Origin of the sequence: Achromobacter kerstersii (assembly GCF_902859595.1) — a bacterium.
GTDB lineage: Bacteria > Pseudomonadota > Gammaproteobacteria > Burkholderiales > Burkholderiaceae_B > Achromobacter > Achromobacter kerstersii.
Window position 1 is genome coordinate 1 of sequence record NZ_CADIJQ010000012.1, and the last position, 21,427, is coordinate 21,427.

General features: G+C 65.2%; 15 protein-coding genes. 7 read left to right on the forward strand and 8 right to left on the reverse strand.

Annotated elements, in window-relative coordinates; translation table 11 throughout:
- On the reverse strand, nt 1-1,560 hold a 1,560-nt coding region (locus HV765_RS26640; protein ID WP_217483398.1), incomplete at its 3' end, for a T6SS effector BTH_I2691 family protein.
- A 424-nt stretch (nt 1,561-1,984) separates the two neighbouring features.
- Here HV765_RS26640 and HV765_RS26645 point away from each other — a divergent pair.
- Nucleotides 1,985-2,365: a cupin domain-containing protein gene (locus HV765_RS26645; RefSeq protein ID WP_054424774.1), complete on the forward strand. Its 381-nt coding sequence runs from the start codon at nt 1,985-1,987 to the stop codon at nt 2,363-2,365.
- A gap of 5 nt (nt 2,366-2,370) precedes the next feature.
- On the opposite strand, the gene HV765_RS26650 is transcribed toward HV765_RS26645, so the two are convergent.
- The gene (locus HV765_RS26650; protein WP_254600737.1) at nt 2,371-3,606 is read right to left on the reverse strand and encodes an MFS transporter; all 1,236 of its coding nucleotides are present in this window, start codon (nt 3,604-3,606) and stop codon (nt 2,371-2,373) included.
- Nucleotides 3,607-4,025: 419 nt separating this feature from the next.
- On the opposite strand from HV765_RS26650, the gene HV765_RS26655 reads away from it, so the two are divergent.
- Together HV765_RS26655 and HV765_RS26660 are read left to right on the forward strand one after the other, a co-directional pair.
- Entirely contained in the window at nt 4,026-7,190 is a 3,165-nt protein-coding gene (locus HV765_RS26655) for a WG repeat-containing protein (RefSeq protein ID WP_254600738.1), read from the forward strand.
- A 2-nt stretch (nt 7,191-7,192) separates the two neighbouring features.
- Nucleotides 7,193-10,090, forward strand: a complete 2,898-nt coding sequence (locus HV765_RS26660) for a WG repeat-containing protein (RefSeq protein WP_175171519.1) — start codon at nt 7,193-7,195, stop codon at nt 10,088-10,090.
- A 172-nt stretch (nt 10,091-10,262) separates the two neighbouring features.
- Here HV765_RS26660 and HV765_RS26665 read toward each other — a convergent pair whose 3' ends face one another.
- A complete protein-coding gene (locus tag HV765_RS26665) occupies nt 10,263-11,123 on the reverse strand; it encodes an isocitrate lyase/PEP mutase family protein (protein WP_175171520.1) in 861 nt (286 codons plus the stop codon).
- Nucleotides 11,124-11,226: 103 nt separating this feature from the next.
- Here HV765_RS26665 and HV765_RS26670 point away from each other — a divergent pair, with 103 nt between their 5' ends.
- Entirely contained in the window at nt 11,227-12,174 is a 948-nt protein-coding gene (locus HV765_RS26670) for a LysR family transcriptional regulator (protein ID WP_175171521.1), read from the forward strand.
- Between the two features lie 41 nt (nt 12,175-12,215).
- Here the strand turns inward: HV765_RS26670 and HV765_RS26675 are convergent, their stop codons facing one another.
- The 3 genes from HV765_RS26675 to HV765_RS26690 all read right to left on the reverse strand — a co-directional run bounded on the left by HV765_RS26675 (nt 12,216) and on the right by HV765_RS26690 (nt 14,797).
- Nucleotides 12,216-13,031, reverse strand: coding sequence for a siderophore-interacting protein (locus HV765_RS26675; protein ID WP_175171522.1), 816 nt, complete (start codon nt 13,029-13,031; stop codon nt 12,216-12,218).
- 28 nt (nt 13,032-13,059) lie between these two features.
- Nucleotides 13,060-13,827 (reverse strand): PadR family transcriptional regulator, encoded by a 768-nt coding sequence (locus tag HV765_RS31945; RefSeq protein ID WP_420840177.1) that lies wholly within the window; start codon nt 13,825-13,827, stop codon nt 13,060-13,062.
- A gap of 94 nt (nt 13,828-13,921) precedes the next feature.
- Nucleotides 13,922-14,797 carry a helix-turn-helix transcriptional regulator gene (locus HV765_RS26690; protein ID WP_175171524.1) on the reverse strand — a complete coding sequence of 292 codons (876 nt, stop codon included), beginning with the start codon at nt 14,795-14,797 and terminating at the stop codon, nt 13,922-13,924.
- A gap of 333 nt (nt 14,798-15,130) precedes the next feature.
- On the opposite strand from HV765_RS26690, the gene HV765_RS26695 reads away from it, so the two are divergent.
- A complete protein-coding gene (locus HV765_RS26695) occupies nt 15,131-16,585 on the forward strand; it encodes an MFS transporter (RefSeq protein WP_175171525.1) in 1,455 nt (484 codons plus the stop codon).
- Between the two features lie 24 nt (nt 16,586-16,609).
- On the opposite strand, the gene proC is transcribed toward HV765_RS26695, so the two are convergent.
- Together proC and HV765_RS26705 are read right to left on the reverse strand one after the other, a co-directional pair.
- Nucleotides 16,610-17,416: a pyrroline-5-carboxylate reductase gene (gene proC / locus HV765_RS26700; protein WP_054424758.1), complete on the reverse strand. Its 807-nt coding sequence runs from the start codon at nt 17,414-17,416 to the stop codon at nt 16,610-16,612.
- A 96-nt stretch (nt 17,417-17,512) separates the two neighbouring features.
- Complete coding sequence (locus HV765_RS26705) at nt 17,513-18,646, reverse strand: alpha-hydroxy acid oxidase (protein ID WP_175171526.1); 1,134 nt, start codon at nt 18,644-18,646, stop codon at nt 17,513-17,515.
- 226 nt (nt 18,647-18,872) lie between these two features.
- Here HV765_RS26705 and HV765_RS26710 point away from each other — a divergent pair, with 226 nt between their 5' ends.
- Both HV765_RS26710 and HV765_RS26715 read left to right on the forward strand, forming a co-directional pair.
- Nucleotides 18,873-20,300 carry an FAD-binding oxidoreductase gene (locus HV765_RS26710; RefSeq protein ID WP_175171527.1) on the forward strand — a complete coding sequence of 476 codons (1,428 nt, stop codon included), beginning with the start codon at nt 18,873-18,875 and terminating at the stop codon, nt 20,298-20,300.
- 35 nt (nt 20,301-20,335) lie between these two features.
- Nucleotides 20,336-21,418, forward strand: coding sequence for an ABC transporter substrate-binding protein (locus HV765_RS26715; RefSeq protein ID WP_054424753.1), 1,083 nt, complete (start codon nt 20,336-20,338; stop codon nt 21,416-21,418).
- Nucleotides 21,419-21,427: the final 9 nt, after the last annotated feature.

Here is a 21,427-nt window from a genome sequence, read left to right on the forward strand (position 1 = left end):
GGCGGTGAGCAGTTGGTCGGCGGCGTCGGCGGCGCGGCCTTCGCGCCATGCGCCGATTTCCTTGCTGCTGATGATGCTTTTGACGGCATCGAAGTATTTTTTGCCGGCGTCATTAGCCACCGCCCCTGCGCCGAACAGAGGGATAAAGGTGGTTTGCAAAAAGGTTTGATGGCCGTTCAAGGCCAGATAGGCGGCGCTGTTGGGATCGCTTAGCAACGACTGCCACGCGGTGCCTGTTGGCCCCAGCGTTTCGGGTTCATCCGACGCGGGATCAGCCGCCGGCATCGCATCCGTGATGCCTCCATCCAAACACGCCCCCACCGTCATCAAGCGCAGCTGCCGCGAACGTTCATCGGTATCGGAATAATCCATCGCCACGATGCGCTTCCACGATGCGCTGGCGATCACCTGCGCCCAGTCTTTGCCATACGCATCGATGTCGCTTTCAAAGCGCTTGATCTCCCTGTCGTACCGCGCCTGAAAACTCGCCCGGCCGTGGCGGCGAGGTTCGGTGGGCGGATTCGTTTCCCAATAGCGTTCCTTTAATCGTTCCACGCGATCGGTGATCTTGTCTTGCACACGCTCTTGCCGTTCACGTGCGGGGTCCCAGAACACGGGTGGCGTGCCGGACTCGCTGGGCATGATGTCGAGCAAGGGTGTGGGGCTATCCAAGGTCTCGGCATCGGCCTGAACGGCGTACAGTTGCTGAATCGCCAGCAGGCATTGCGAGGTCAGATACGCGTAGCGGCGCTCCGGCTCTTCGGACCACAATCGCTTTTGCGTGTAAGCGGCCAGGCGGACGTTGTTAAGTTCTTCTGCCATGCCGACAGGATCAGGCAGAATCAGCCCGCTCACGCCTTGCGGCAAGCGGTGTTGCCGTTCCATCAACGTCAAGTAGTTACGCATTCCCGCGGCTTGCGCCACGCGCGATGACCAGCCATGAACGCTGCCGAAGTCGTCGACGCCGCTGGCATATTCCGCCACGTGCTCGTTCAACAGATGCGCATGTTCCAAGGCCAGCGCGGTGCCGCCGGCCGAGGGGTCTTCGCGCAGCTTCGGCAAGTCGACGATGACAAACCGCTTGGGGTAATCGGCATTCAAGCCCTTGCCCGACTTGTACGCATCCAGCACTGACGTCGGCCAAGGGTCTTGCGAATACGCGATCCAGGCGACCTTGTATTTATCAATGTCGATACCGATGAATGACGCAGGCAGATTGTGCGCGGCCTGGACGCAGCGCTCGGCCAATGGCGCAGGCTCGGCGCGCGGCATTTCATAAGGGTTGAAGTGCCGCAAATGGCCCGCATCAGTCACTTGATAGGCGTGCCACACCCTGCGATCCAGCAGCACATACACATAGCCCTTGCGCATGATGCGCAGCGATTCTTGCAGACCGGGATGCGACAGCGCACGGCGGGCGCGTAAGAACGAGTTTTCAACTACCACCGCCGGGCGCAGCAGCAGGATCGGCACGCCGTTGCGTTCACAGGCGTTGCAGCTGCCGGGCGGCAGCGGCATGGTTTCTTCGACGATGTCGATGAGCTGTTGGCTGAGTGTCATGTGACAACTCGAAGGCCAGAGCTTTTGCGGGCAATGCAGAACGCAGCGGGGGTAAGCATGACGGGCTCCGGCGTCGTAGTGCCGGCCGTGGCGGCCGGGATGCTTCCTGTAGGAAGCGCTACCCGCACTGATGCAACATCCATGCCAAGCGTCACGCCCGCTCAATAACCCCCATGGAATCAATGGCTTGCCGCGCAACTAAGACGCTTACGACGGAATGCTCTGATCCACATTCCCGCGAAACCCCCGCTTTTCGCTAGAAACCGGGCCACTTCTGACCTGATTAAAAAATATCGCTATTGAATCAATGGCTTGTAGCGGGTCAAAATTGGCCCGATCGGGTCAAATCTGGCCCGAGGGGGTCATATCTGGCTCTTGCCTTGACGAATGACCCCACGCCCCCCCTTCCCTAAGGATGCGCACCATGGCTCTTGATCTGTCTTCGCACTATGTCTTGCTGGACGCTTCCGGCGCCGCGTCAACGGTGAATGGCGGCGATGCGTTCTGGTCGCAGTCGCCTGACGAGCTCGACAAGTTTGGCCGCGGCTGGCTGGTGTCGGAATACGCGTTCGCGTCCGATTGGCCGCAATGGGAGATGCATCCGGAAGCGGACGAGATTGTGCGCTTGATGGCGGGCGCCGCCGAGCTGCATCTGGAATGGCCAACGGGCAATCAGGTGGTGAAGATGCTGGCCGGCGACGGGTATGTGATTCCGAAGGGCGTGTGGCATACGGTGAAGGTGATGGAGCCCTGTCGCATGCTGCACATCACGATGGGCGCCGGGACGCAGCATCGGGCGGCGTAGCGGCCTCAGCCCCCCACCCGCACGGGGCGGACGCGCGTGATCTCGCGGTCGTCGATGGGCCAATGCAGCACGGCGGACAAGATGCCGAGCGCCATCGCGCCCAGCCAGATCAAGTCATAGGAATGCGTGGCTTCGAACACCACGCCGCCCAGCCACACGCCCAGGAATGATCCCAGCTGATGGCCGAAGAAGACGAAGCCGAACAGCGTGGTCAGGTAACGCACGCCGAACACCTGCGCGATCAGGCCGTTGGTCAGCGGTACGGTGCCCAGCCAGACAAAGCCCATGATGGCGGCGAACGCGTAGACGGTCCATGTGGATAGCGGCAGCAGCAGGAACAGCGCGATGGCCGCGGTGCGCAGCAGGTAGATGCCGGCCAGCAGGTATTTGCGGCGATGGCGCGCGCCCAGGACGCCGCAGGCATAGGTCCCCATGACGTTCGTTAGCGCGATGATGGCCAGCGCGGCCACGGCGTCTGACGCGCGCAGGCCCTTGTCCATCAGATACGCGGGCAGATGCGTGCCGATGAATGCCAGCTGGAAGCCGCAAGCCAGAAAGCCCAGGTTCAGAAGCCAGAAGCCCGGCTGCCGAAACGCTTCGCCAATGGCGGCGCGCATCGACAGGCTGGCGTCTGGGGCGGACGGGTCCAGCGCGGGCGTGGCGGGTTCACGCAGCGGACGCGCCAAGGGCAGCACGATGGCCAGCAGCACGGCGAACACCAGTAGAGCGCTGACCCAGCCCCACCCACCAATCAGCCACTGCGCCGCAGGCACCATGATGAATTGGCCCAATCCGCCGACCGCGCCCGCGACCCCCAGCGCCCAGCCCCGGCGTTCAGGCGGCACCAGCCGGCTCAACGCGCCGTAGATGGCGGCGAATGCTGTGCCCGACAGCGCGATGCCGATGCACACGCCCGCCGTCAGCATGAATGCCGCAGGCGTGGCGGCGTGCGCCATGCCCGCGAGCCCCAGCGCGTAGAACACCAGGCCGCCCGCGATGACTTTGGCCGATCCGTAGCGGTCGGCAATCATGCCGGTGAAGGGTTGCACGATGCCCCAGGTGAGGTTCTGCACGGCCATCGCCATGGCGAATGTCTCGCGGCTCCAGCCCCGGTCCATCGACACGGGCAGCAGGAACAAGCCCTGCACATGGCGCACGCCCAGCGCCAGGCCCATGACGACGCCACCGGCCAGGACCAGCAACCACAACCGCGAAACATCAGGGGAAGACGGGGACGACATGGTGAACCCTCCGGACAGGCGCAGCGCTTCAATCAAGGCAGCAACACGCCTGTATTACAGAGGCGCCGGCCGTGCGCTTCAACTGATTATTTTTTGTCCGCTACATGCCTGGCAAGAATGTGATCCGGGCGGAGAGTCGTGTCCTCAAATCGTGTCCCCAAATCGGAACTCCTAATCGTGTCCCAAATCGGGGCTGCAAATCGGAGCCCCAAATCGGAGCCCCAAATCGTGGCCCCAAATCGTGGCCCCATTAACGCTTGGTTTTCTATCGTTACATTTCCCGTTTCATTGTCTGCTACTGCTAGTTACAGTGCTGCCTTCCCCATTTTCTGATGCAGGCACCCGACCATGTGGCACGTTCGGCTTGGCTCCTCTTTTCCCGCGGCTCGCGCCCGCGCCCGCACGCAATGAGGACCGCTTTGAAGCCCCTGACGCTGGCCTTGATGCTGGCGCTGCCCGCCCTGCCCGGTGCGGCGCACGCGGATTCCTGGTTGGATCAATGCACCACCAGCTACTACGGCCAGGGCGCCGACACGTCTTGCCATCAAGCCTTCAGCGAAGGCCTGGCGGCGGTGCTGACGGGATCGCGCAGCGACAACGCGGGCGCGTGGGGATACATCGACAAGCAAGGCCGCATGGCCATCGCGCCCGCCTACGCGGAAGCGACGCCGTTTCAGAACGGCTTGGCCGCCGTCCGCCAAGGCGGCCTGTGGGGCTATATCGACACCAAGGGGCAATGGGTCATCAAGCCGAGGTTCGCCAACGCCACCGGCTTTAACGCCGAAGGCACGGCGCTGGCCGAAGACAACGAACACGATGTGCTGATCGACCGGCAGGGCAAGGTGGTGAAGACCTTCCCCTTGGGTACCCGTACCTGGGGCTTCATGCCCGGGCAGAAGCTGGCGTCGATGGAGGTGCCGACGCCGCCGCGCCTGATCAACACCGCCACCGGCACCGCCGCGAACCTGCCCGACGGCGTGATGATGCTGGCCGCGCCCACAGCGGGCTTTCTGCCCGCGCAAGTGCGCGGATCGCGCTACTCCGGTTGGTGGGGTCTGTTGGATGCGCATGGCCAATGGGCGGTTGCGCCGGACGTGCTGCGCTCGCGTGAAGCGCCGATGCGCGACGGCAATATCGTGGCAGTGCGCCGCGACGAGAAATGGCTGTTCGTGAACCCGCGCGGGGAAGCGCTTGGACAAACCACGTACGACCGCGTGCAGTGGGCCGCGCCAGGCCTGTGGCTGGTCGTGGCCGATGATGGCAAGACGACGTTGCTGGACAGCAAGCTCAAGCCCGTGCACACGTTCTCGATGTCTCACCTGGGCGTGCAGCAACGCGAAGGGTGGCGGTACCTGGCGGATGCGTCAATGACGCTGCTGATCAGCCCCAACGGCACCGTGCAAAAGCTGGCGGTGCGCGAAGGGCGCGTCGACATTGAGCAAGGGCAGGCCTGGGTTTACGGCGTGCCTGCGTCGTCGGTACCGCCGGCGCTGAATCAAGCGATGGATGCCGCGGGCGACGCCATGGATGCGGCAGATGCCGCCATGCAGGGCGGCACGCATGCCACCACGGAAGGCTTGAGCGATGCAGTGAAAGCCGCGTCCGATGCCCCCGTTGCAGTCGAAGCATCGGATGGCGCCGTCGACATTGCCGAAGAAGCCCACCCGTCGGCCGCCGTGGCAGACGCTGCGGCCACTTACACGACCGACGCGGTCACGCCCGCCACCGATGCGGCTCCCAACGCCGATGGCTCCGCCGCGGACACCGAAGTGGCCGACGTTGCCGCCATCAGCGACGTTGCGCAACCGGCCGCTGAAGCCGCCGCAGATGCCGCCGCTTACGCCGCCGCCTCTGCCGACGCGACGGGCGAAGGCGTGCTGGTCCAGATTTACAACCGTGACGGCCGCGCCCTGCTCGACACCAACACGGCCGCACAATTGCGCGCCTACGAACTCAGCGCGTTCTCGCCCAGCCGAAGGGCGCTGCGCGGCAATGACAACAGCACCCGCATTCCCGGCCTGCCGCTGGCGCTGTTGCGGCCCCATGACTCCGCCCAGCCGCTGGCCATTCTGACGGCCGACGGCAAGATCGTCTCGAACCCGGAATGGGAAAACATCGACACCTATGACGTGACGATGCCGCTTGTGGTGCAGGCCAAGAAGAGCAAGCTCGGCGCCATCGACGCCCAAGGCGCTTGGGCCGTGAAGCCCGAGTACGACCAGATCCGCCCCTTCAACGGCGCTTACACCTGGGCGCGCACGCGCGACATGCAGCAACGCGACGCCCTGCTGATCGACGCACACGGCAAGCCCATGCGTCTGCCAGACAACGTGGATACCGGCGCATCCAAACTGGACGGCGACCTGCTGTTCTACCAATCGCCCAACGAAAACCGTGAACGCCGCTATGGCCTGTGGAACATCCGCCGTGGCGCGCCGGCGCTGAAGCCGGAATTCGAGAGTATTGAAGACTTCGACGACGACTGGGTCCGCGTGCAGCACAAGGGCCACTGGGGCGCCGTCAACCGCGACGGTCAATGGGTCATCCCCGCCACGCATGACAGCGCCTACGACATGGACTACCTGGGCAACGGCTTCATGCTGGTCAAGGACCCCGAAGGCAAGGGCAAGGCGGGCCGCTATAGCGACAGCCCCTACAAGATGGTCAACTTGCGCACGGGCAAAAGCAGCGACACCATCTACGGCAAACCGGACAAGCTTCAAGACGGGCGCTACATCGGGGCACTGGCCGACGGCAGCGCCGTGCTGTTTGACGCGCAAGGCAAGGCCACGCGCATCTCAGACGGCCAGCCGGAAAGCAAAGAGCAGCATGGCGACTGGCTCATCGTGCGGCAAGACGAACGCGAAGGCGCGATTGATGCGCGCGGCAACATGAAGGTGCCCGCCTTGTATGGCGAGTTCAACCCCTTCTTCGCGCAACCGGAAGGCCTGGCGCGCGTGAATTTGGGATCGGGTTACCGCGTCATCGACCAAAGCGGCAAGACCGTGCAGGAAGCACGCGGCGATGGTTTCCCGCTGGCATCCATGCAACGCATTTTGTTCACCGACGACAGCTCGTCCACGGCGGTGATGACCGACCTGCAAGGCCGCGAAGTGGCGCGTCTGTCGGGCAAGTATCCGGTGGAATACCGCAAGGCCAGCGAAGGCGTCGTGCCGTACAGCGAAAACTATGGCAAGTACGGCTTCCTGAACGCGGAGGGCAAACGCGTGGTGGGCGCGCACTTTACCGAGCTGGGTCCGTTGAAGAACGGCTTGGCGAAAGCGCGCCGCGTGGACCGCACCGGCAAGCTTTACGGCTACATCGACCTGAGCGGCCGCTACGCCATCGCGCCCGCCTTCAAGTGGGCGGATGACTTCCATGACGGACGCGCCATGGTGATGCACGACTATCTGGTCGAGTTCATCAATACCCAAGGCAAGACCACCACCACATTCGGCGTGCTGTGCGACCAGATCGTGATCTTTGACGCAGAGGAAAACCAAAGCTGGCCGCGCGAAGCGCTGACCTGCTCTGACGCGACGCGCATTGATCCCCCCGCCCTAGACACCGCCAAAGCAGAATAACCATGACGTCACGCGTGATTCGCACTACCCGCCTTGCCTGCGCGCTGGCCGCCTTGGGCGCCTCGTTGTCCGCACACGCCCAAACCGGCCATGTGTACTGCGTGGACGAAGCCACCTTCCGCAACGTGGCCGCTGCCGACGACATCGCCGCGCATAGCCCCTACGCCAACGGTTGCATCCGCGATCTGGCCGATGGACGCGCCGCCGTGCTGTTGCCGTCCGCGCTGGAACCCATCAGCCGCGTGCCCGCGAACCAATCCTTGCGCCGCCATGCCTGGGGCTTTCTGGACCAGAATGGCCGGCTGGCGATTCGCCCCATCTTCGAAGACGTGCGCGACTTTCGCCACGGCCTGGCCGCCGTGCAATGGCAAGGCAAGTGGGGCTTCATCAATGTGAACGGACGCATGGCGGTGCCGCCGCGCTACGACAGCGTGGGCGACTTTGCCGAGATCGGCCTGGCCGTGGTGACCGTCGACGGACGTCAGCAATTGATCAACCGCAACGGCGAATCCGTGGGCGACCCCTTGGATGCCGGTATCCAAAACCTGGACCTGAACGACGGGGTGCCCGCGCAGGCCTCGGTGCAATACAAGCAGGAATACCGCTCGCCCACCGGCGAACGCCGCTTTGCAAAGCCCGGCATCACCGTTACGCAGGCGTATGGCAATGGCTTGTACATCGCCATGAATGACGAGCACCAGTACGGCGTGTTGGACCGCGATTGGAACTGGCTGATCGAACCCGTATTCCAAGATGTCTCGAACCCGCGCGACGGCATGCTGGCCGTAGCTTATGGGCGTGACGGCGTGATGCTGCTGGGCGCAGATGGCAAGCTGATCGGCGAAGACCAGCACTATGAAGATCTGAACGCCGTGGGCCGCAAGTTCTGGAGCGCGAACCTGGGCCGCGGCAAGGGCTACGCGATTCTGGATGCGGCGGGCACGCTCATCGTCACGATGACGCCAGACGAAGCGCAAGCCTCGCAACGCTTCACGGACACCATCGTCTACCCCTCCAACAACACGCTCATGGCGCTGGTGCCGGGCCAGGCCAAACCCGTGACGTTGGGCCAATCGATATTGCCCGCCAACGACGAAAACGGATTCGTGCTGTTCCGAAACGAAGCAGGCGAAGGCGCGGGGTTGCTCACCCCCAAGGGCGCGTGGCTGCACGGCGCGTCGGCGCCTGCGTGGCTGGCCGAGGCGGGCTCGTTCGAAGTGCGTCAGGGCCGGCTGTGGATCATGAAGCGCGAACGCGGTTTGCTCAACATCGTGGACGCTGACGGCCAGGTGCTGCTCAAGCCCGAGGCTGTCGAAGCCGTGCAGAGCATGACACTGAAAGCGCTGCCGCTGAACGTGCCGGGCGCGCCGCTTGGCACCTTGGGGCAAAGCCATTGCCAATGCGGACCCAATGGCGCCAGCCTGTTGCTGGCCGATGGCAGCATCGTGACTGATCCGAAGTGGACGGACGTGGTCCCGCTGGATGGCGATCCCGACAGCAACTACGGCGACGAGCCGGTGTCGCCCGACACGCTCAAGCCCGAACAGCTGCGCTACGCGGCCGAAACGGCCGACGGCATGCAGCTGCTGGACGCGCAGGGCCGTCCGATGAAGCTGCCGCTGCAGCAGCACATTGGCAGGTTCCACCAGGGCTACGCGCTGGTTTATGCGGATGGCGTCAACCGCATGATCGACCGCGACGGCAAGGTCTACGCATTGCCCGCCGACGTGTTCGATTCATACGTCGTCGCGCCCGGCGTGATCCGCTACGTGAAGACCGCCAGCGATGATGCGCCGTGGGGCCTGTACGACGTTGTGGCCGGCAAGGAATTGGCCGCGCCCGCGTTCCGGGGCATCGGCGAGTTTCAGCATGGCCAGGCCGTCGCCACGCTGGGCGAGGGCCGCGAGGGCGTGATCGATCTGCAAGGCAAGTGGGCGGTGCCCGCCCGCCATCAACGTGTCGAACGCATCAACGACAAGCTGTGGAAGGTGATGCAGGCGGGGGGGCAGGAAGACGATTACGGCCGTGCCGCAGCGGCATTCAACGACCAGGGCCGCGCGCTGACGCCGTTCGTGAAGCGCTTGCAATTGAGCCAGACGCCTGATGGTTCCATCACGGTTGATAGCGAGCAGCGTCGTTGGGTTTTCTCGGCCGATGGCGCGGCGGCGCTGGACCTGGAAGACGCCACCTACACGCGCTTGGGCGAATGGCTGGAGATTCGCCGCGCCACACGCTATGGCTATCTGGACGCGCAAGGCAAATGGCAGATTGCGCCCAGCGCGGCGGTGGGCTCGGTGTTTCATGGGTCGCCCGCCCGTGCGCTGGTCACGGACGAGAACGCCACGCGCCTGATCGATGCGCAAGGCAAGACGGTGGCCACGCTGCCGGAAGGCGATTGGCGCTGGCCGCAAGGGTCATCGACGTTGCTCCGGCACGTCAGTACCCGTGGGCGCATTCAGACCGACTATGTCGACATGAACGGCAAGACGACGCTGCAGGTCGAGGGTATGGCGTCGGCGTACTCCGAAGGCCGCGCGGTGACGATACTGGCGACCCGCGCCGTGCGCGCCGTGGATGCCAAGGGTGCGCTCACCGGACCCGCGTTCGATGCGCTGGGCACGATGCGCGATGGCCTGGCTCCGGCGCTTTCCGACTACACCTTCGGCTACGTGAACCGCGAAGGCACGTTCGTGATTCCACAGCAATACAGCGCGGTGACGCCGTTCGCCAATCAGCGCGCGGTGGTGTCGACGATGGAAGCCTCGGAACTGATCGACCCTGCCGGCCAAGCGCTCGCCCGCGTCGAAATGGTGTGTGGCGTACGCACGTTGTACGGCAGCGCCGGCCAGCGCCTGTGGCCGAACACGATGCCGGCGCGCTGCGAACATCGCCCTAAGTAGGCCCGCCAAGCCGAGCTCGGCGCACCCGGCTGGGTGCCCCGGTTCGGCGGCGCCCCCGGTTTGGCGCCCCCGGTTTGGCGCCCCCGGTTTGGCGCCTCAGTTTGGCGCCCCGGTTCGGCGCCCGGCTCGGCGCCCGGCTCGGCGCCCCCCCCCTCCTCCCCCCGCTGGGCGCCTATTGCGCGTCCAGCGCCAGATAGCGCTGCGTCTGCACGATGGCTTCGCGTTCCTTGAAGCTCGTCAGCCGGTCGGCCAGCGCGCTGCTGTCGCCCGTCTGCTTGATGGCGGCCAGCGTCGCCTGCATGGCGTGGATGGCGGCGCGCTGCAAGTCCGACGGGATGATGGCCAGCCGATAGCCCATCGCGGCAAGTTCCGGCAGCGGCACGAGCGGCGTCTTGCCGCCGTAGAACATGTTGATCAGCTTCAGGCCGGGCAAGCGGTCGGCGATGGCGCGAATCTGCTCCAGCGTTTCGGGCGCTTCCACAAAAATCATGTCAGCCCCCGCCTTCACGTAGCGCTCCGCCCGTGCGATGGCGGCGTCGAACCCTTCCACTGCAATCGCGTCGGTGCGCGCGATGACAAGCGTGTCGGCATCGCTTAGCGTCTGGCGCGCAATGTGCACCTTGCGGCACATTTCGTCGGCGTCCACCAGGCTCTTGTCGTCCAGATGGCCGCAGCGTTTGGGAAACGACTGGTCTTCAATGTGAAAGGCCGCCACGCCCGCGCGCTCCATGATGCGCACGGTGCGCTCGACGTTGGCGGAACCGCCGAATCCCGTGTCCGCATCGGCCACGACCGGCAAGCCACTGGCGTCGACAATCTTCTCCACCCGGTCCATCACTTCGGTAAAGCTCAACAGGCCGATATCGGGGTAGCCGGCCGCGCGCGCTATCGCGCCGCCGCTGGCGTAGACGGCGTTGAAGCCTGCGGCGGCGACCAGCCGCGCTGACAGGCCGTCGTATGCACCCGGCGCAACCACGATGTCATGGGCCAGATGCTGGCGCAGCAAGGCGCCGGGAGAAAGGGTTGCGGTCATGGGAATTCCTTGGCGGATTAAATCGATACGCCAATGATCGTCCTGACGAAATAGAATGTCCAATATATGGAAAATTGATAATCAGTACTTATTAGGTATCAATATGGAACTGCGCCATCTGCGCTATTTCGTGGTGACCGCCGAGGCGCAGCACTTCACGCGCGCGGCAGAACTGTTGGGCATGGCGCAGCCGCCGCTTAGCCAGCAGATACGTCAGCTGGAGCAGGAAGTGGGAACGCCGCTGTTTGACCGCACCGGACGCGGCGTGGTGTTGAACGATGCGGGGCACGCGTTTCTGGCCTGCGCGCAAGACATCCTGCAACGCACGCAAGCGGCCGTGGAAACGGCACAACGTGCGGCGCGTGGCGAGGTCGGAGAGTTGACGCTTGGCTTCACGGAATCGGCGTCATTCAATGGCGTGGTGACGGAGCTGATCCGCCAGTACCGCCAGCAATATCCCGATGTGGAGATGACGCTGTCGCAAGGGGATAGCGAATCGCTCATCGCGCAATTGCGTGAAGGCGCGATTGATGCCGCCTTCGTGCGCCCCCCGTTCGCGCTGGACGGCGGGCTGGCCTTTCCGCAGTTGGCCTCTACGCAGTTGGCCTCTAAGCAGTTGTCCTCTAAGCAGTTGTCCTTTACGCAGCTGGCCGAAGAGCCGCTGGTGGTGGCCTTGCCGCTCGGCCACGCGCTGGCGCGCCGCAAGCGGCTGGCGCCGAAGGACCTGACGCAAGAGCGCTTCATCCTCTATTCACGCAAGTCAGGCTATGGCCTTAGCGCGGACATCATGGCGGCATGCCGGCAGCATGGATTGAACCCGCTGATCGGTCAGCGCGCGCCGCAATTGTCGTCGGCGGTGAACCTGGTTGCCGCCGGCATGGGCGTGGCGGTGGTGCCGGCATCCCTGCGCCACCTGCGGCCCGACGGCGTGGTGTATCGCCCCTTTGCGCTGGATTGGCCCCGCGCGGTGCTGGGGCTGGCGGTACGGGGGAACACGCCGGGCGGCAGGGTGGAAAATCTGCTGCGCTTGGCGAAGGGCGCGTCGCGGTAGACGCGTGAGGGGATCAATGCGTGACGTTCAAGCGCAGCGCCTTAATCGTCGTGCGCTTCATGCACCGCCACGGCGCCGCGCTTCCAATAGCTGGCGGCGCGGATGCGGCTCTTGTCGATGCCGTGCTGCGACACCATGATTTCGCGCACGGCCTTGGCCACAGCGGATTCGGCCGCGACCCACACGTAGCCCTCACCCGACGGCAGCTGCAATTCGCGCGCTGCTTCCAGCAGCAGCGTGCTGTAGCCCGGCGCGATGCCGTCACGATGCAGCCAGCGCACGGTGGTCTTGGCGGCGGAGTCCAGAGAAATTTCGTTGGCGGCGGACGGCACTTCGATCAGCACCAGCGCCTGCGCAGCGGCGGGCAATTCTTCCAGGCGGCGGGCGATGGCGGGCAGCGCGGTTTCGTCGCCGATCAACACATGCCAGTCAAACCCCTTGGGCACCACGAAGGAACCGCGCGGGCCGCCGATGCCCAGCTTCTGGCCCGGCTCGGCCTGCTCGGCCCACGTGCATGCCGGGCCGTCGCCGTGCAGCACGAATTCAATGTCCAGCTCGCGTGCGGCGGCGTCAAAGCGGCGCGGCGTGTAGTCACGCGCGGCGGGCTTGGGCGCGCCTTCGGGAAATTTGACGCCATCGGGGCCTACCGTGGGCAAAGCCGGCGGTTGTGATGGATCGGCGGGGAAGAACAGCTTCACGTGGTCGTCGAACGAGGCGGACACAAAGTCCTGCAAGTCCTCGCCGGTGAACGTGATGCGAGCCAGCAGGCCGGCGATGCGTTCGATACGCACGACGGTCAGCTCGCGCATTTTCAGGTTGTGGCGCACGCGCTCCACATTCAGGTCGCTACGAGTCATTAACACTCCAGTATTTGGGGGGACGAAATCAAGCACAGGGCTTGGCGTTGATCTCGTCGGTAGCACGCGCCAGGATGGCGGCAATGCGGCGTTGTTCTGCGGGGGACGCGTCGGTGCGCTCGAGCAGCGCGCGGCGGATGGCTTGGCGCGCTTCCACAAACTCCGGCAGCCAGCCAGTGCGCGCGTCTTCGCCTTCCGGCCCCACGTCACGCGGCGCACCGCTCCAGGCCTGACGCATCCAATCCATTTTTTTGGCGATGTGTTTGAAGCGGTTGAACATCAGCGCCAGGCGTTCGCGGTGGGCGTCCAGATGCGCGCGGCCGGCGTCCGCCAAGTGGTAGCGCTTCTTCGTGCCGTCGGGCTCGACGGTGGCGTAGCCCAGCTCTTCCAGATAGGTCAGCGCGGGGTAGACCATGCCGGGGCTGGGCGTGTAGAAGCCGTTGCTAAGGGTACCCAGCGCTTTGATGAGTTCATAGCCGTGGCTGGGGTTTTGTTCGAGCAGGCCCAACAGCATCAGTTGCAGGTCGTCTGCAGAGACACGGCGGCCACGCGTGAACCCGCGCCCGTCGCCGCCGAAGCCGTCGGCATCGCCCCGGCCGCCTCCGTCCGGGGGACCGGAAAACCAATCCCCACCCGCGCTGGCGTGGTGGGGATGATGACCGTGATGGCCGTGGTGATGGTGGTGATGGTGTTGGCCGTGTTGGCCGTGTTGGCCGTGATGGGCGTGATGGGCGTGGTGGGCGTGATGGGCGTGATGGCCGCGGTGGCCGTGGTGATGGATGTCGGTATGGCGCATGGGATGGCTCTTACGATGTATCTTAAGATATAGATCTTACGATACACCCGCCAAATTCCCGGCGTCAAGCGCGGCGTTTCGCGCCCTCTGCCTGCTACGCCGTCACCGCACCCGCCTGTGCAGGCGTTTGCACCCAGCGCGCGAAATCTTCCGCGCAGGGTTCATCTGGCGCCGGCGCATAGACCACCAGCCGCAGATGACGGCTCTCGTCCACGGTCAGCGTGGCGTGTTCGAAAGCGATGTCGCCCAGCGATGCCACGTGCAATTTGCGCTGGCCCATGCAGGCGCCATGCACATCGTGTTCGCGCCACCATGTCTTGAAATCCGGCGATACCGCTTCCAGTTCGTCGACCAGTTCCGCGATGTCTGGCACGCCCGACGCGCTGGCGAAATCGCGCCGGAAGGTCGACAGCATGGCGGGCGCCTGCGCAGGCCAATCCACAAAGACCTGCCGCATCGCCGGCACGACAAACAGCATCCACAGCAGATTGCGGCGGCCTGGCGGTTGACCCGAAAAATTGAACACGCGGTCTGCCGCGGCATTCCACACCACGACGTCCCAACGCAGGTTCAGGATGTACGCCGGGCGCGCGGGCAGGTCGTCCATCAAGCGGCGCACCTGCGGCGGCACCGTGCACCAGGTGCGGCCGGGTTCGGCAGGCGGGCGCTGGTGGGCCAGCAGATACAGGTGACGGCGTTCGGCGGCGTCCAGCTTCAGCACGCGCGCCAGGTTCTCCAGAAAGCCGGCCGACACGCTGATGTTGCGGCCCTGTTCGAACCACGTGTACCAAGCGAGGCCCACGCCGGCCAGCGCGGCGACTTCCTCGCGCCGCAACCCCGGCGTGCGGCGGCGGCCGCCAGCAGGCAAACCCAAATCGGTGGGGCTAAGACGTTCGCGGCGCAGACGCAGGAATTCAGACAAGTCCGCGCGCGTGCGGTCCAGGCGTTGGGGAGTGGGGGATGCGGTCATGGATAGGGCCTTGAGCGGCAGGCGATTACAGGCAGGGGCGATGGCGGGAAGCGAGTATTGCGGGCAGAGGCGATGGGCAAGGTTCAGGGAGCAGGGGCCGTGGCAAGCCGGGACTATTGCAAGCGAGGACTATTGCAAGCGAGGACTATTGCAAGCCAGGACTATGGCAAGCCGGGACGATTGCAAGCGAGGACTACTGCAAGCCAGGACTACGGCAAGCCAGGACTACTGCAATCCAGGACTATTGCATGCAGTAATAGCATAAGCAGCTAAATTGTATAAGGCTGCAAGGCCGCCCAGAATAGCGCCGATTCTGTTTCTGAAGGCGCTGATATGTCGTCCACCCCCCTGCCCTCCCGCTGCGCCGACCCCGCGCCCGACACCGCGTCGCTCAGCCCGCTTGGCCTTGCCGTGCTGCTGTCGGGCGGCTTCATCACCATCTTCGACCTGTTCGTGGTGAACGTTGCCATTCCCAGCATGCAGAGCACGCTGTCGGCCAGCTTCGCGCAGATCAACTTCATCATCGTTGCGTACGAGCTGGCCTACGGCGTGCTGCTGATTGCCGGCAGCCGCCTGGGCGACCGCCATGGCCGCCGCCGCTTGTTCATGCTGGGCATGGCGGGCTTCGCGATGGCGTCCGCGTTGTGCGGACTGGCGCCGACCGCCAACACGCTGATCGCCGCGCGCATCCTGCAAGGCGCAGCCGCCGCGATGCTGTTTCCGCAGGTCTATGCGCTGATCCGCGTCAGCTACCACGGCCACGCGCGACAGCGCGCGTTCGGGCTGATGGGCATGACGCTGGGCTTGGCCGCCATTGCGGGCCAGGTATTGGGCGGGTGGATCGTGCACGCCGACCTGTTCGGCCTGGCGTGGCGCACCATCTTTCTGATCAATGTGCCGCTGGGCCTGCTGGCCTGCCGTTTGGCGCGCCACATTCCGGAATCCCGCGAGCCGTCGAGCGCGGCGATGGATTGGCCCGGTGCGGTGCAAGTGGGCGCGGGGCTGGCCTTGCTGCTGTTGGCGTTGATCGAAGGCCCCGCGCGGCACTGGCCGGCGTGGACGCTGGCGTGCGGCGCGGCGTCCGTGGTGTTGCTTGCCGCGTTCGTGCGCATGCAGCGCCGAGTGAAAGCGCAAGGCGGCGTGCCGCTGGTCGACATGGGCTTGCTGGCGCAACCGCGCTTTGCGGCAGGCTGCCTGTTGGTGATGCTGGTGTTCTCCACCGCCAGCGCCATGTTTCTTTGCTATGCACTGCTGGTGCAGACCGGCTTCGGGCTGGACGCGCTGACGGCGGGCTTGATCTTCGCGCCCGCCAGCGTTGGCTTTGTGGCGGGGTCGATGGTGGCGCCTCGTCTGGTGGCACGCTTCGGCACGGCCGCCATCGCAGTCGCCGCCTTGCTGTATGGCGGCGCCACCGCCGCGTTGATGCTGCATGTGGGCATGGCGGGCGCGGCGCTATCGCCCTGGTCGCTGGTGCCTGCGCTGGTGTGGCTGGGCGCGGCGCAAGGCGCGGTCAACACGCCGCTGGTGAATCTGGCGATGGGTCTGGTCGAAGACCGCCACGCCGGCATGGCGGCGGGCGTGGTGTCGACGTTGCAGCAAGTGGGCGCGGCGCTGGGCGTGTCGGCAGCGGGCATGTTGTTCAGCGGCGCATTGCAGGCGCACGCCGACGCCAGCGCCCCCGAACGCTACGCGCAGGCCTTCGCCGCAGCCATGCAATTCAACGTGGCGGCGATTGCGGCGTCGGTGCTGCTGTTGGCGGGGTTGGGGTGGCTGGGGCGCCGGCGCTGAAGGCGCGGCCCCCGTGCGCCGGGTTCAACCCGCCGACAATTCCCGCGCGCGCTGTTCCGCTTTGTGCACCGCTTGCGTGATGGCATCGGCCACGCCTGCTTCGCGCATGTGCGACAACGCGGCGTAGGTGGTGCCGCCCTTGGACGTGACGCGTTCTTGCAGCTCGGTCAATGGCACGTCTTCGCTGGCCGCCAGCCCTGCCGCGCCACGGAACACAGACACGGCCAAGCGGCGCGCATCATCCTTGGCAAAGCCCAATTCCAACGCGCCCTTTTCCAACGCCGCCATGAAGTGAAACACGTAGCCCGGGCCGCTGCCCGTCACCGCCGTCACGGCGTCGATCATGGCTTCGGACTCCGTCCAGATGCGTTCGCCGACGGCGGCAAACAAGGCGTCGACCTGTTCGCGTTCGGCCGCCGAGCAGGCGGGCGTGGCGTACAGGCCCGTCATGCCCAAGCCCACCTTGGCCGGCGTGTTGGGCATGGCGCGCACGATGCGCGCGTGGCCGCCCAGCCATGCCGACAACGACGCCAGCTCCACGCCCGCCGCAATGCTGACCACGGTGGCGGTGGCCGGCAGGTGTTGATGAATCTGTCCGCAGGCTTCTTGCAGCACTTGCGGCTTGGTGGCCAGCACGCACAGCGCGGCATCGCCGATATCGGCGCCGACGCTTTCCCGGCACGTGAGCCCGCGCGCCAGCAGCGCGTCGCGCGTGGGCGCGTAGGGTTCGATCACCAGGAAGTCAGCCAATTCGCGGCCCTGCTCGAGCAGGCCATCAATGATGGCGGAGGCCATGTTGCCGCCCCCGACGAAAACAATCTTTTCACGCATGTTGCTTTGATTCCCAAAGGTGGTCTTGCAGAAGGTGGGCTTGCAAGAGTGAGGTTCGCAAAAGAAGGCCTGACAAGAGATAGGCTGCGCCACGCGTCAACGTTTGCGCACGGCATCCGAGTCCAACGCGCCGATGCGGTTGCGGCCAAGCAGTCGCAGGGTATTTTCCAATTCGGTGCGCAATATCGCCAGTACCTCGTGCGCGCCGGCCGGGCCTCGGCCCGCCAGGCCGTACAGCGGCGCGCGGCCCAGCAGCACGGCGCGTGCGCCCAGCGCCACCGCCTTGGCGATGTCGCTGCCGCGTCTGATCCCGCCGTCGACCAGCACTTCCAGCTGCGAACCCAATTCCGACGCCACGTCGGGCAGCACGTCGAGCGGACACGGTGCGCCTTCCAGTTGCCGGCCGCCGTGGTTGGACAGCACGATGCCATCCACGCCGTGCGCCTGCGCGCGGCGCGCATCGGCCAGCCCTTGAATGCCCTTGATCACGATGCGGCCGCGCCAATGGCGGCGCAGCCAGGCGACGTCATTCCAGCTAAGCGCCAAGTCCATCTGCCGGCTGAGCGCGGAGGCCTGCTCGGTGATGTTTTCACGCGCATTTGAACTGACGGCCAGATTCTTCAACTGCGGCCCGCCGTGGCGCAGCATGCGCCAGCACCAGCCGGGGTGTGCGGCCAGATCCAGCATCAGCCGAGGCGACGGGCGCAGCGGCAGCTTGAAGCCGTTGCGCTTGTCGTGGTCGCGGTTGCCGTGCACCGGCACGTCCACGGTCAGGAACAGCACCGTGTAGCCGTTCTGCCAGGCGCGGTCCATCAGGTGTTCGGCGATGCGGCGGTCGCGCTGCACATACAGTTGCAGCCAGAGCTCGCCGGCCGTGGCCGCGCGCACGTCTTCCAAGAGCGAGGTGGATGCGGTGGACAGCACGAAGGGCAACCCCGCCTGATGCCCCGCGCGCGCCAGATGCACGTCGGCGTCGGGCCAGAACAAGCCGTTCAAACCGGTCGGTCCGACGATGGCGGGCATGGCGGCCGACGCGCCCAGCACGGTCGTATCGAGCTGGCAATCGGTGACGTCAACCAACACATCGGGGCGGAACTCAATATCGGCGTAGGCCGCCGCGTTGCGCGCCAGCGTGCGGCCGTCTTCGGCGCCGCCTTCCAGGTAATCAAATGCCAGCCGGGGCAAGCGCCTTTGCGCCTGCCGCCGGTACTCCATCACGCTGGGAAGCATGTCCCTTCCTTGATTTGCAGAGTCCACATAGAATTGCATATCGCACGATATGATTGTATTTCGATCATTTCTGGAATCGCAATCCGGAACAGCGATCCCTAGGACATACCCTAGATTCAATTGAAATACGATTAATCAAATCGAAAAGCGATTTAAGTAATCGTATGCTGTGCCTCAATGCGCTCGGGGTTCCGTCGATCTCCGAGCCCCATTCGGGACCACAGACATGACCAACGGCACCACTCTGCTAGACGCGTTGACCCAGGCCCTGGGCGCGGACGCCATCCTTCATTCCGAGGCCGATACCGCTGGCTACACCGAAGACTGGCGCGGCCGGTACAAGGGGCCGGCGCTGTGCGTCGCCCTGCCCGGCAACACGCAGCAGGTGGCCGACATCGTGCGCCTGTGCAACGCGCATGCCACACCAGTTTTGCCGCAGGGCGGCAACACCAGCTTGTGCGGCGGCGCAGTGCCTGCCGCCCACGGCACGCCGCCGGTCATCGTGAACCTGGCGCGCATGCGCCGCGTGCGCCGGGTCGACGCCGCCAACAACTCCATGGAAGTCGAAGCGGGTTGCGTGCTGGCCACGGTGCAGGAAGCGGCCGCCGCCGAAGGCCGGCTGTACCCGATCAGCCTGGGCGCCGAAGGCTCGTGCCAGATTGGCGGCACCATCGCCACCAACGCGGGCGGCACGGGCGTGCTGCGCTACGGCAATACGCGCGACAACATCCTGGGCCTGGAAGTGGTGCTGCCCGATGGCGCCATCTGGAACGGCCTGACGGCGCTGCGCAAGAACAATACCGGCTTCGACTTGAAGCATCTGTTCATCGGCGCGGAAGGCACGATGGGCATCGTCACCGCCGCCGTGCTGAAGCTGCATCCGCTGCCCACCAGCCACGCCGTGGCGTGGATCGCCCCCGACAGCCCGCAAGCCGCGCTCGACATCCTGGGCCTGTTCCAACGCGCCTGCGGTTCGCGCTTGTCGGCGTTTGAAATGATCGACAGCAACCAGCTGGACATCGTCATGGCGCACGTGCCGGGCCGCAAGAATCCGCTGGCGGGCGCGCATCCCTGGCATGTGCTGGTGGAATTGTCTGACACCGGCAGCGGTGCTGAACTGCAAGACCTGCTGCAACAGATTCTGGAACAAGCCTCCGAACTCGGCTTGCTGCACGACGCCGTCATCGCCAGCAACGACACGCAGCGCGCCGCGCTGTGGGAAGTGCGCCATAGCGTGTCCGAGGGCAATAAGAAAGCGGGCGTGGGCCTGACGACCGACAGCGCCGTCCCGGTCTCCAGCGTGCCGCGCTTCATCGAAGACGCCACCGCCGCCGTGCGCCGTCTGGTGCCTGACCTGCCCGTGCTCATCGTGGCCCATCTGGGCGACGGCAACGTGCACTTCATTCCGTTCTTCACGTTCGACGCCTGGAACGCCCTGCCCGACCGCGACACGATGGCCGCCAATATCCGCCGCGCCGTCAACGATGTGGCCGATGCGCTGGGCGGCACGTTCAGCGCCGAGCACGGCGTGGGCCGCACATCACTGGCCGAGATGGCGCACTACAAATCGCCCGTCGAACTGACCATGATGCGCGCGCTGAAATCCACCTTCGATCCCGCCAACCTATTCAACCCCGGCCGCTTGCTGCCTTGATCCGCCGTCCCTGACCCGACCCGCAGGAGTCTTCCATGAAATCGATCCCCCATAACGCTTCGCGCCGCACCGCGCTGAAAACCGTTGCCGCCGGCGCCGCCGCGCTGGCCATGCCCATGATCTGGACGCCGTCGCGTGCGGCGTCCAAGCGCATCGTGGTGCGCGATGACGGCGGCATCTACAGCAAGGCGTATGGCGCCGTGTTCTACAAGCCGTTCACGGAAGCCACCGGCATTCAGGTGGTGGGTGTGCAGGCCAACGCCGAACCCACCGCGCAGATCCGGAGCATGGTGGACACCGGCAACTACACCTGGGACATGGCCAAGATTAGCCAGCCCGCCATCCTGATGCTGACCGAAGGCGGCAAGGTGTACCTGGAAAAGCACGGCCTGGAATCCGACCCGGTCGTGGCCACGATTCCCAAGCAATACATGTCGCCGTACGGCGTGGGCAACAACGTCTACACGACCGTGCTGGCGTATCGCACCGATGCCTTCAAGGGCCGCCGCGCGCCGGCCTCGTGGGCCGACTTCTGGAACGTGAAAGACATCCCCGGCCGCCGCGGCCTGCGCAAGCATCCGTTCGACACCATCGAAGAAGCCCTGATGGCCGACGGCGTGCCGACCGACAAGGTCTACCCCTGCGACATCGACCGCGCACTGGCCAGCCTGGACAAGGTGAAGCCGTCGGTAGACGTGTGGTGGAACACGGGCGCGCAGGTTGAGCAGATGCTGGGATCGGGCGAAGTCGACATGATCGCCACCTGGGTCTCGCGCGCGCAATCGGCAATTGCCAACGGCGCGCCGGTGCAGATCGTGTGGGATCAAAACATCTGGGGCTGCGACAACTGGTCCATCTTGAAAGGCACGCCCAACGCCGACGCTTGCCGCGAGTTCATCAAGTTTGCATCCGACCCCAAGCGTCAGGCGGCGCTGGTCGAGTACTTTGCCGCGGGCGTGACGCAACCCGCCGCCTTTGACTACATCAAGGCCGACGTGGCGCGCAATTGCCCGACCCACCCCGACAACATCAAGAGCGGCCTGCACATCAACGCGGCCTACTGGCTGGACAAGCAGCGCGATGTGCTCGAGCGCTTCAACGGCTGGGTCCTGAAGTAATTCTTTCCT